Source organism: Terriglobia bacterium (genome assembly GCA_020073205.1).
Classification (GTDB): domain Bacteria; phylum Acidobacteriota; class Polarisedimenticolia; order Polarisedimenticolales; family JAIQFR01; genus JAIQFR01.
Genome location: JAIQFR010000015.1, coordinates 19,053 through 31,030, shown reverse-complemented (window position 1 = coordinate 31,030; position 11,978 = coordinate 19,053). Strand labels below are relative to the sequence as shown.

Here is an 11,978-nt window from a genome sequence, read left to right as displayed (position 1 = left end):
GCCGTGAGAGGGGAGAGTGGCGAAATTCACCCGGGCACCCTTGATGTGGACGTCGGTCTCGATGCTGCTGATTCTGCTCGGCGCGGGGCCGGCCACGGTCGAGGTCAGGAAGCCTCCGGCGCCTCCGTTGCCGCCTCCCGCCGCGAAGCGGCCGGTGGTGAACGAGTACCACGGCGTCAAGGTCGAGGACGATTACCGCTGGCTCGAGAACTGGGCCGACCTCGCCGTCCGGCGGTTCAGCGACGAGGAGAGCCGGTACGCGCGGTCGGTGCTCGACGCCCTCCCGGGCGTGGCCGCGCTGCGAAAGAGAGTCTCGGATCTCTTGAAATCCCCGTCGGTCGACTTCGACTCGCTCGTTCGCCGGGGCAACACCCTGTTCGCGATGAAGACCGAGCCGCCGAAGCAGCAGCCGTTCCTGGTGGTGCTCGGCTCGCCGGACAACCCGGGTTCCGCCCGCGTCATCGTCGATCCCAACGTCACCGATCCGAAGGGAGCGACCGCGATCGACTTCTTCGTCCCGTCCGTCGACGGCAGGCGCGTCGCGGTATCGCTCTCGCGGGGAGGGAGCGAGAGCGGAGACGTCCACGTTTACGAGGTCGCCACAGGCAAGCCGATGCCGGACGTGGTCCCGAGGGTGAACGGCGGTACCGCCGGTGGGAGTCTGGCCTGGAACTCGGACGGCACCGGCTTCTACTACACCCGCTACCCGCGCGGGAAAGAGCGGCCGCGGGAGGACCTCGACTTCTACCAGCAGGTTTGGTTCCACCGGCTGGGCACGCCGGGCCAGTTCGACGCCTTCAGCCTGGGGAAGGACTTCCCGAGGATCGCCGAGACCGTGCTCCGGACCTCCGACGACGGCCTCTACGTGCTGGCCACCGTCGAGAACGGGGATGGAGGCGACTACGCGCACTACCTCCTCACACCTTCAGGGGTGTGGACGAAGGTCGCCGATTTTTCCGACCGGATCGCGGCCGCGGAGTTCGGTCCCGACGGATCGCTTTACCTCCTGTCGAGGAGCGAGGCGCCGAGGGGCAAGGTCCTCCGCCTCGCGCCGGGGGCGACGAGCCTCGCGGGCGCGGCGAGGGCGGTCCCCGAGGGGCCCGGCGTGATCCGCGACTTCGAGCCGACGGCGACGCTTCTCTACGTGGCCGAGATCGAGGGGGGATCGATGGGACTGCGCGTCCTCGGCCTCGACGGGAAGGAACGGGCGCCGGTGCCGGTTCCACCGGTCACGTCCGTCGGCCGAGTGATCCGGCTCGACGGCGACCGCGTGCTGTTCTCGTCCGAAAGCTACCTCGAGCCCCATGCCTGGTACCGGTACGATCCCGCGGACGGGAAGCCGGTGAAGACCGCGTTGCGGCGCGCATCGCCGGCGGACTACTCCGACTGCGAGGTCGTGAGCGACGCCGCCGTCTCCAAGGACGGAACGCGGATCCCGATCGTCCTGGTCCAGCGCAAGGGGACCGCGCGCAATCGATCGAACCCGACGCTGCTCACGGGATACGGTGGATTCGGCATCAGCATGACTCCCTCGTTCTCGGACTCGCGGAGGGCCTGGGTCGAGCAGGGCGGCGTCTGGGTCATCGCGATCCTGCGCGGGGGAGGGGAGTTCGGCGAGGACTGGCACCGCGCCGGCTACCTCACCCGAAAGCAGAACGTGTTCGACGACTTCGCCGCCGCCGCGAATCGCCTCGTGGATTCCGACGTGACCAGCCCGTCGAAGCTCGCCATCGAGGGAGGGAGCAACGGCGGCCTGCTGATGGGCGCCGTCCTGACCCAGCACCCGGAGCTGTTCAAGGCGGTGGTCTCTCACGTCGGGATCTACGACATGCTGCGGGTCGAGACCACTCCCAACGGGGCGTTCAACGTGACGGAGTACGGTACGGTCAAGGACCCCGCGCAATTCAAGGCCCTGTACGCCTACTCCCCGTACCACCACGTCGCGGAGGGGATCCGCTACCCGGACGTCCTCTTCCTGACCGGAGCGAACGACCCGCGGGTCGATCCGTTCCATTCGCGCAAGATGACCGCGCGGCTCCAGGCGGTCGCCGGCGGGACGTCCAGGGTGCTCCTCCGGACGAGCGCCAACACCGGTCACGGGATCGGGAGCTCTCTCGATGCGACGATCGCGGAGGTGGTGGACGTGTACGCGTTCCTGTTCGACGAGCTCGGCGTCACGTACCGTGCGGTCCCAGCCCGAAAATGAGCTTGGACCTCGCCCCGGGGAAGGGGCGTCTCCGCACGGATTTCGGCGCGCTTACCGGCGCCGCGCGGCCTCCCGCCACGTCTTCCTCTCTGCTATATTGCCCGATCACGACCCGACGGGCGCGAACTTTCAATAGAGTGCGGGGCGAGCCTGCCCCGGACTCCACCGCGGAATGGGAGTGAAGAGCATGGCAGACAAGAAGGCAGACCTGGCCGGACCGGGCATCAGCACCTATCCCGAGGTCGAGAAGATCCTGCCGGACGGCTACAAGCCCCTCCTCGACCGGAAAGAGACCCAGATCGCTCTCCACGCGGTCAAGCGGTACATCGACGACAACCTCTGCAAGGAGCTGAACCTGTTCCACGTTGAGGTTCCGCTCATCGTGACGAAGGAGAGCGGCGTCAACGACTACCTCGATCGCGACGGCTCGCGAACGCCCATCGAGTTCCCGTGCGGTCTCGGGCTCGAAAGACGGATGGAGTGCCAGGTCGTCCAGGCGGCGACGAAATGGAAGAGGCTCGCTCTCAGGCAGTTCGGCTGCAAGGTCGGCGAGGGGATCAACACCGACATGCGCGCGGTTCGGAAGGACTACTTCCTCGACCACGACCACTCCTCGTACGTGGACCAGTGGGACTGGGAAAAGGTCGTCAACCCCGCCGACCGGAACCTGGAGTACCTCAAGGACACGGTCCGCAAGATCTGGAAGGTCATCGTCGGCGCCGAGCGCATGGTCCAGGACATGTTCCCGAAGCTCAAGGACCCGCGCTTCCCGAGCCTCCCCGCGGAACTGAAGTTCCTCCACGCCGAGGAGATCCTCGACATGTACCCGGATCTGCCGCGCAAGCAGCGGGAGACCCGGGTCATCTCCGAGCACTACCCCGCGATCTTCATCATCGGCATCGGCTGGGTCCTGAAGGACGGCTACCCCCACGAGATGCGCGCCGCCGACTACGACGACTGGGTCACCCCGACGGTGTCCGAGAGCGGCAAGCCGATGCACGGGCTGAACGGCGACATCCTGGTGTGGAATCCCGTGACCAAGCGGCGCCACGAGCTGACCTCGATGGGCATCCGCGTCACCAAGGAAACCCTGAAGCAGCAGCTCGAGCTCTCCGGCCAGCTTGATTTCCTCAAGCTCCCGTACCACCAGGCGATCCTGAACGACCAGATTCCCCTGAGCATCGGCGGCGGGATCGGGCAGTCCCGCACCACGATGCTCCTCCTCCGGAAGGCCCACCTCGGCGAGGTGAGCGTCACCGTCTGGCCCAGGGACCTGAAGACGATCTGCGCGAAAAAGAACATCTTCGTGCTGGAGTAGGACCGGTCGCACCGCGTACGGGGGGGGACGGGCGCTTGTCCGGCGGGTGAGCGGCCCGTCCCCGCGTCGCTTCAAGGGGGAGGGGATGGTGACGATCCGGCGTGGAGACGCTCTTCCGTTCGGCGCCCCCCCGGCGCCGGAGCCGGCGCACGACCGCCGCACGCAGACGCTGCCGGCCGGCGTGGTGGAGCGGATCATCGGGAAGGCCCCGTCCTCTTGGACCGAGGGGGACCTGGTGGACCTGGTCTTCGACCGGGGGATCCGTCTGATCAGCCTGATGCACGTCGGCGGCGACGGCTGGCTCAAGACGCTCGATTTCGTCCCGAGGGGGCTCACCCACCTCAAGGACGTCCTTTCTGGGGGCGAGCGGGCCGACGGCTCCAGCCTGTTCAAGGGGATCGGGATCCGTCCCGGCGCGTCGGACGTGGTGCTGAGGCCGCGGCTCGACACCGCGTTCCTCGACCCGTTCTCGGACCTGCCGACGCTCGTGCTCCTCTGCGGCCACCGCGGCCGGGACGGACAGCCGCTGCCTCAGTCCCCGGCCACCGTCCTGCGACGCGCGCACGAGCGGCTCTCGCGGGAAGCGGGAGTCGAGCTCCACGCCCTGGGGGAGGTCGAGTATTTTCTCGGGAAGCGCCGTACGGAGAGCGACATGTATGGCGCGGACGACCGCGGCTACCACGCCAGCTCGCCGTTCGTGTTCGGCGAGGGGCTTAGGCGCAAGGCGATGGCGGTGCTGGCCGAGATCGGCGTGCCGATCAAGTACGGCCACAGCGAGGTGGGCTACATCGAGGCCCGGGATCCCGATCCGGTCCTGTGGGAGCAGCACGAGATCGAGCTGTCGCTCTCGCCTCTACCGGAGGCGGCCCGGTGGGTCGTGCTGACCCAGTGGGTGCTGCGCAACCTCGCCCACCGCGCCGGGATGATGTGCAGCTTCGCGCCGATCGTGCGCGAGGGGCACGCCGGAAACGGCCTCCACTTCCATCTCTCTCCCGTGGTGGACGGACGTCACGTCGAGATACGGGGCGACGGCGGGGGGCTCGCGCCGGAAGCCAAGTGGCTCATCGCCGGGCTGGTGAGGCTCGGAGCATCGCTCATGGCGTTCGGCAACCGGGTGGACGGGTCCTTCGTGCGGCTGAGTCAGGGCAAGGAGACGCCCCGGGCGATCACCTGGGGCGACTACGATCGCAGCGCCCTGATCCGGCTTCCGATCGTTCCCAGGACCGCCGACGGGCGGAGCGTCTCCGCCGGGACCGTGGAGTTCCGGCTCCCCGACGGCTCGGCCCACCCTTACCTGCTGCTCGCCGGGGTCGCCCAGGCCATGCTCGTCGGACGCTCGGCGGAAGGTCTCGACGACCTGATCAAGTCCGCCTCGGCGGCGCGAACGGATGCCCTGTCGGCCTCCCAGGTACCGCGACATCCGCGCGAGGTCGCCGAGGCGCTCGCTGCGGGCCGCGCGTCGCTGGAAAGCGGCGGGGTCTTCCCGTCGGACCTGATCGACGACATGCTGGCCCGACTCGTCCCACTTCAGCTGTGAGCCCCAGGTGCTGTGGGGGATCGCGAAGACCGCCAGAGTGATCGCCGCGGCCGCCAGGATGGACCAGCGAGCGCTCCGATCGCCTCGCGCGCGCCAGGCCGCCCAAGCCCACGCGAGACCTGTGATGAGCGTCTTGTTGTACGTCAGGTCGTAGCCGAAGGGGACGCCGGTCCACAGCGCACCGAACGCCGCCTTCTGGACGAGGGGCCCGAGGAGCAGGCCACCGACCGCCAGGCAGGCGAGAGCCCCCCGGGCCAGCGGTCGCGGGCGGCCCCCCCGCAGGATCGCCTCGAGCCCGGCGCGGGTCGACAGGAGCATCCCCACGAACATGAGCGCGATGTGCGGTGCCAGGATCGCGACGGGAACGTGTCCCTTGAAGCGGGTGACCGCGGGTCGGGGAGGGAAGACCTCCCGATCGGCGCCGCGGGCCAATCGTACCTGGTATTCGAGCTTCCCCGACGGCGGCTGGTGCGGCAGGGTGGCCACGAGCCATTCCCCCTCACGAACCATCGGGGCGGCCGACCAGGGCTCCCTCGTCGGGAATCTCCGCCACGCCAGGTCGGCGGAGATCGCGCGGTCCTCGGCGCGGATCCGCACGGGCTGGTCTCCCTCGCCGCCGTGGGAGCGTTCGAGACGGACCGCGACCCGGCGTCCCCCGAGCGCGACGTCGCCGTCCACCGGGTACGTGGGTCCGGTCCTCCGCTGCCATGCCGCGGAGGCCAGCGTGAGCGCTACCGCGATCGTCCAGAGCACTCCGCTTCTCATGGCACAGGTCCCCTCCCTCGCGCGCGACCGAAGAGTCTAGAGGGACGCTCGGGAGAAGGCAACGTGGCCGATCTCCAAGCTACAATGCACCGTACGCGGCCGCGAGGAGCCGCGGGAGAGGAGCCTCGTGAAGGTCTTCATGGTGCTCGCCCACCCCGAGCCACGGAGCTTCTGCGGAGCGATGACGGACCGCGCCGTGCGCGTCCTGCGGGCTGAAGGCCACGAGGTCAGGGTCTCCGATCTGTACGCGATGCGGTTCGACCCCGTCTCCGACCGCAGGAACTTCACCTCGGTGAAGGACGGCGCCTACTTCCAGCAGCAGGTCGAGGAGCAGGCCGCCGTCGAGGCCTCGGGCTTCGCTCCGGACATCGCCGCCGAGATGGAGAAGCTCCGCTGGTGCGACGCTCTGATCTTCGTGTTCCCGCTCTGGTGGTTCGGCCTCCCGGCAATCCTCAAAGGGTGGACGGATCGGGTCCTCGCCATGGGGTTCGCGTACGGCGGCGGGCGCTGGTACGACCACGGCGCGTTCGCCGGCAAACGGGGGATGCTGGCCCTGTCCACCGGTGGTGCCGCGAGCCTCTTCGAGGCGGACGGGATCAACGGCGACATGGAGCGGATCCTGTTCCCGGTCCAGCACGGGATCCTCTACTTCGTCGGCTTCAGCGTCCTTCCTCCCTTCGTCGCCTACGCCCCCACCCATGGCGACGACGCGTCGCGGGACGCGCAGATGGCCGAGTGGGATGGGCGGCTCCGGACGCTCGCGACGGCGGAGCCGATCCCGTTTCCGCCGCTCGAAGCGTACGACGAGAACCTGCGGCTCAGGACGTGACCGCCGGCCCGAGCATCCTCCTACGCCGGACGGCTGAAACCAGAGCCACCCCTCGCGCGTACCATTAGACCGCACGCCGTGCGGCGCAGGCGGGGGGTGTCGCCCACCGCGCGAGATGCCCATTGCACGTCTCGAATTGTCCTGGGGAGGAGTCATGAGGAGATCCGGTTGGCTGGTCGTGTGCCTGATCCTCGGAACCGGGCTGCTGGCGGCGGGGGCCGGCGCGGCCGACGCGGTCGCGAGCCCGGCTTACTTCCGCTATCCCGACGTTCACGGCGACCGTGTGGTGTTCTCGGCGGAGGCCGACCTGTGGATCGCCCCGGCGACGGGCGGCCTGGCACGGCGGCTGACGACGCACCCGGGGACGGAGTACTACGCCAAGTTCTCCCCCGACGGGTCACGGATCGCGTTCACCGGGGAGTACGACGGCAACCCCGACGTGTACGTGATCCCCGCAGAAGGGGGCGAGCCGAGGAGGCTGACCTGGCGGCCGGGACCGGACCAGGTGATCGGCTGGACCCCCGACGGGAAGCGGATCCTGTTCCGGAGCTCGTCGGAGAACCCGCTGGGCGAGTGGGAGCTCTACTCGATCCCCGTGGACGGCGGCGATCCGGAGAAGCTCCCTCTCGGCTGGGCGACGCGGATCTCCGTCGATCCGGACACCGGCGCCTGGGCGTTCAACCGGAAATCGTGGGAGACCGCCACCTGGAAGCGCTACCGCGGCGGCACGGCGCCGGACATCTGGGTCGGCCGTCCCGATCGCCGGGACTTCCGCTCCGTCACGACCTTCGACGGCATCAACGCGTTCCCGATGTGGCACGGCGGCCGGATCTACTTCCTCAGCGACCCGGGTGGAACCATGAACATCTGGTCCATGCGTCCCGACGGATCGGACCGGAAGCGGCACACCGATTTCAAGGACTGGGACGCCCGCTGGCCTTCGATGAGCCCGGACGGCCGGATCGCGTTCACCCTCGGTGCCGACATCCACGTGTTCGACGCGGGCTCGGGAGGCGAGCACCGGCTCGACGTGGACCTGCCCAGCGATCTCTCGCTGACCCGCGCGCGCTACCCCGACGCCGACCGCACGCTGACCTCGTTCGATCTCTCCCCCGACGGGTCGCGCCTCGCGATCGTCACCCGGGGCGAGATCTTCTCCGTGCCGGCGAAGGAGGGGGTGACCCTCCCGGTGACCCGCGGCAGCGGTGCGCGGGAAAGCTGGGCCACGTTCGATCCGGACGGCAAGAAGCTCGTTTACGTCACCGACGCCCCCCGCGAGGAGGAGATCCGGGTGATCGACGCGTGGGGGCGCGGCGAGCCGAAGACCGTGGTCCCGGCGGGGGAGAGCGGCTGGCATTTCCCGCCGGTCTATTCCCCCGACGGCAAGTGGATCGCCTACGCCGACCAGACCCAAACGCTCTACGTGGTGCCGGCCGAGGGCGGGACCCCGAAAGCGGTGGATCGGAGCACGCAGCGGGAGATCCGGGAGTACGTGTGGAGCCCGGACGGGCGGTGGCTCGCCTACGCCAAGGCGCGTCCCACCGACTACGGCTCGGTCTACCTATACGACACCAAGGACGGGAAGGTCCACGAGGTGACCGGGTCGACGACCAACGACAGGACCCCCTTCTGGGACCCCGACGGGCGCTACCTGTACTTCGAGAGCGACCGGGTCGCCAACCCGATCCTCGGCGACCGCGACTGGGACAACGTCGAGGCGAAAAACACCAAGATCTATGCGGTGTTGCTCCGGAAGGACGTGAAGCACCCGTTCGCGGCCCTCGAGGGGTTGCCCCCGACCGACGAGAAGAAGGAAGCCGGCAAGGCCGGTGAAAAGGACAAGGGGAAGGACGCCAAGGACGAGAAGGGAAAGGACGAGAAAGGGAAGGCGGAGGACAAGGGCGAGGAGAAGAAGCCCCCGAAGCCGGTCGAGATCGACCTCGACGGGCTCGCCGACCGCGTCGTGGAATTCCCCGTCCCGGTCGGACGGTACTTCGGCCTGGGCGCGACGTCGAAACAGGTCTTCTTCCTGTCGGTTCCCCTCAAGGGGTTCGCCGAACAGGTAGGGTTGTTCGAGGAGGCGCCTCCGGACGCGACCCTCATGGCCTTCGATCTCGAGAAGAAGGAAGCCAAGTCGTTCGTCGAGGGGGTCTCGGGCTTCATGGTCGCGTCCAAGTCCGACAAGATCGCCGTGATGAAGAAGCGCGGCGAGCTCTACGTCGTCGACACCGCGGCGCCTCCCGGTCCCGACATGGCGAAGTCCAAGGTCTCGCTCGACGGGATCGTGATCGACCTCGATCCGCGCGAGGAATGGGCGCAGATCTACTACGAGGCTTGGCGGCACGAGCGGGATTTCTTCTGGGATCCCGGCATGGGCGGCTTGAACTGGAAGGCGGTGCGGGACCGTTACGCCACGCTCCTCCCCCGGCTCGCCAACCGTTCCGATCTCCGCGATCTGGTGGGGGAGGTCATCGGCGAGCTCAACAACTCCCACACCTACACCTGGGGAGGCGATCCGGGCGTTCAGGTACCGCAGGTCTCGACCGGCGTCCTCGGGGCGGATCTCGTGCGGGAGGGGGACGCGTACAAGGTGGCGAGGATCTACCGGGGCGATCCCGTCGACGGGATCCGCTCGTCGCTGGACGAGCCGGGCTCCGCGGTGTCCGTCGGCGAGTACATTCTCGCCGTCAACCATCGCCCGTTCCCGAAGGGCCTGCCGTTCGATGCGTCGATGGAGAATCTGGCCGGCAAGAAGGTGGTCCTCACCGTGAACGCCAAACCGGTCAAGGAGGGGGCCCGCGACGTCGCGATCACGGCCCTCCCCTCGGACGCCGGGCTGCGATACTCCGATTGGGTTCGCGCGAACCGAGAGCACGTCGCCGAGAAGAGCGGGGGAAAGATCGGCTATCTCCACCTCCCCGACATGTGGAAGGACGGGCTGATCCAATTCAACACCTGGTTCTACCCTCAGCTCGACAAGGAAGGCATGATCGTGGACGCCCGCTTCAATCACGGCGGCGCGGTATCCCAGATGATCGTCGAGCGACTGCGGCGACGCGTGGTGAGCATGGACCGGGCGCGGGGAGGTGGGATCAGCCGCTGGCCCGCCGCGGTCCTGAACGGCCCGTTCGTCGTGCTCACCAACGAGTTCGCCGGCTCGGACGGGGACATCTTCCCGGCGGCGATCCAGCTCGAGGGGCTCGCACCGGTGATCGGCATGCGGTCGTGGGGCGGCGTCGTCGGGATCCGCGGCGACAAGCTCCTCGTGGACGGCGGCATGGTCACCGAGCCGGAGTTCGCGTGGTGGGAGCCCAAGCGGGGTTGGGCCATCGAGAACCACGGGGTGGATCCCGACATCGTGATCCAGAACCTGCCGCAGGACCTCGCCAAGGGAACGGACGCTCAGCTCGACCGCGCCCTGGACGAGGTGCTCAAGCTCCGGAAGGAGCACCCGCCGGTCGAGCCGTCGTTCGGTCCGGTCAGGGACCGGAGCCGGGACGGGTTCCGGCAGGAGAACGCCAAGTAGCGCTCGTCGATCTCTTCATCGGGAGGCGGGGCTCCCGCCCCGCTTCCCGGCGAGACCTTTCAGGAACGCCTCAGGAGGCTTGATCCCGAGCCTCGTCGAGGCCTCCACCTCTTCCCAGGCTTCTTCGTCCCGACCGAGGGCGTGGAGCGCCACCGCGAGGTTGAAGTGCGCCTCCGCGAAGTCCGGGCGGAGCCGAACGGCTTCAGCGTAGTGGCGCGCGGCCTCGTCGATCCTCCCCTGCTTCGCCAGCAGGATCCCCAGGTTGTTGTGCGGGGCGGCGTACCCCGGGTCGAGCGCGAGCGCCTTGGCGTAGTGCTCCATCGCCTTCGCGTCCCCTCCCCGCGCGGCGAGAGCGGCACCGAGATCGTACTGGGCCGTGGCGTCGTCGGGCTTGAGCCGGACCGCTTCCGTGTAGTGGGCGAGCGCCTCGTCGGAGCGTCCCTCCCGCGCGAGCGCGGCGCCGAGGTCGAGGTGGGCCAGGTGGTTCCCGCGGGTGACGGCGAGAGCATGCTCGAACAGGGTCAGGGAGTTCTTCCAGGTCGCGGCCTGGGCCCGGGTCAGGAGGGCCAGGACCAGGAGGACCGCACCGGCGCCGGTCAAGAGCGCCCAGCGCAGGGGCCGCCCGGTCTCCGTCCCCTTGGCCCCACCCCGGCGGATGGCGGCGAGCAGCGCTCGAGCGGCGTCGGGAACCCCCCAGGCGATCGCGATGAACGGGCCGATCAGGGGCACGTAGGTGTACCGGTCCGCCATGGCCTGCTCGCCCACCTGCACGAGGCCGATCACCGGCACGAGCGTCACGAGGTACCAGAGCCAGCCCGCGAGGAGATAGGGACGCGTCCGGCGGAAGGCGAGCGCGAGCGCGGTGACGGCCGCGAGGAGCAGCGCGGCGGCCGCCGGCTTCGCCAGAGCCAGCGACGGCCCCGGGTGGGGATAGAACACGGCGAGGCCCGTGGGCCAGATCGCCTTGCCGAGGTACGCGGCATAAGCGACCAGCGCGTTGCCGACCCGCGCACCCAGCGGGAACTCCTGTATCGAGCCGACAGCCGGGCTCGCCGCCTGGACCGCCAGGGTGACCGCCGCGGAAACTGCGGAGAGCGCCAGCAGCGGGACCTTCTCCGCGACGAGCCGCGCCGCGCGCCCGCTGCCGGACGCAAAGCGTCCGAGCGGCCAGCCGTCGAGGATCAGCAGGGTCAGGGGAAGGGTGACCAGCATCGGCTTCGCCGAGAGCCCGAGAGCGAGGAGCGCCGCGACCTGCACGTAGCGCGCGATGCCTCCTCTCCGGGTCCACGCGACGTAGCTGAAGGTCGCCAGGATCCAGAACAGCGTGCTCAGCACGTCCTTCCGCTCGGCCACCCAGGCGACCGACTCGACGTGGAGCGGGTGGAGCGCGAACAGCGCCGCGGCGAACGCGCTTCGTCCGGTCGCACCTGTCATCCTGTCGAGGAGCAGGAAGAGCGCCGCGGCGTTCGCCGCGTGGAGGAGCAGGCTCGTGAGGTGGTGCCCGCCGGCGGAGGAGCCGAAAAGGCGCCAATCGAGCATGTGCGAGAGCCACGTCAGCGGATGCCAGTTCGACGCGTACCCGGCCGACATCGCCCAGCGCAGGGCGTCCGCGGTGAATCCCTCCTGGATGTGGGGGTTCCTGAGGACGTAGCGCTCGTCGTCGTAGATCAAGAATCCGGCCGACAGCACCGGCGCGAACGCGAGGATCGTCGCTCCCACGAGAAGCAGGGCGGCGAGGGCGCGGGTAGAGGCCGCGGCGTCGGGAACTCGAGCGGAGCGCGTCACGGGGCCATTCCA

General features: G+C 69.1%; 7 protein-coding genes. 6 read left to right on the top strand and 1 reads right to left on the bottom strand.

The features are described from left to right. Positions 1 to 43 precede the first annotated feature (43 nt). The 6 genes from LAO51_05150 to LAO51_05125 all read left to right on the top strand — a co-directional run bounded on the left by LAO51_05150 (position 44) and on the right by LAO51_05125 (position 10,181). Positions 44 to 2,206 carry a prolyl oligopeptidase family serine peptidase gene (locus LAO51_05150; protein ID MBZ5638131.1) on the top strand — a complete coding sequence of 721 codons (2,163 nt, stop codon included), beginning with the start codon at positions 44 to 46 and terminating at the stop codon, positions 2,204 to 2,206. Positions 2,207 to 2,393: 187 nt separating this feature from the next. Next, the gene (gene asnA, locus LAO51_05145; GenBank protein MBZ5638130.1) at positions 2,394 to 3,524 is read left to right on the top strand and encodes an aspartate--ammonia ligase; all 1,131 of its coding nucleotides are present in this window, start codon (positions 2,394 to 2,396) and stop codon (positions 3,522 to 3,524) included. Positions 3,525 to 3,612: 88 nt separating this feature from the next. After that, entirely contained in the window at positions 3,613 to 5,061 is a 1,449-nt protein-coding gene (locus LAO51_05140; protein MBZ5638129.1) for a glutamine synthetase, read from the top strand. Between the two features lie 328 nt (positions 5,062 to 5,389). Next, positions 5,390 to 5,866, top strand: a complete 477-nt coding sequence (locus LAO51_05135; protein MBZ5638128.1) for a hypothetical protein — start codon at positions 5,390 to 5,392, stop codon at positions 5,864 to 5,866. 87 nt (positions 5,867 to 5,953) lie between these two features. Continuing rightward, a complete protein-coding gene (locus tag LAO51_05130) occupies positions 5,954 to 6,655 on the top strand; it encodes an NAD(P)H-dependent oxidoreductase (GenBank protein ID MBZ5638127.1) in 702 nt (233 codons plus the stop codon). A 154-nt stretch (positions 6,656 to 6,809) separates the two neighbouring features. Continuing rightward, a complete protein-coding gene (locus LAO51_05125) occupies positions 6,810 to 10,181 on the top strand; it encodes a PDZ domain-containing protein (GenBank protein MBZ5638126.1) in 3,372 nt (1,123 codons plus the stop codon). A 15-nt stretch (positions 10,182 to 10,196) separates the two neighbouring features. Here the strand turns inward: LAO51_05125 and LAO51_05120 are convergent, their stop codons facing one another. Next, positions 10,197 to 11,966, bottom strand: a complete 1,770-nt coding sequence (locus tag LAO51_05120) for a tetratricopeptide repeat protein (protein ID MBZ5638125.1) — start codon at positions 11,964 to 11,966, stop codon at positions 10,197 to 10,199. Positions 11,967 to 11,978 lie beyond the last annotated feature (12 nt).

Coding starts and splice junctions, on each gene's coding strand:
- LAO51_05125 (MBZ5638126.1), top strand. CDS start 6,810: ATGAGGAGATCCGGTTGGCTGGTCGTGTGCCTGATCCTCGGAACCGGG.
- LAO51_05135 (MBZ5638128.1), top strand. CDS start 5,390: ATGAGCGCGATGTGCGGTGCCAGGATCGCGACGGGAACGTGTCCCTTG.
- asnA (MBZ5638130.1), top strand. CDS start 2,394: ATGGCAGACAAGAAGGCAGACCTGGCCGGACCGGGCATCAGCACCTAT.
- LAO51_05150 (MBZ5638131.1), top strand. CDS start 44: ATGTGGACGTCGGTCTCGATGCTGCTGATTCTGCTCGGCGCGGGGCCG.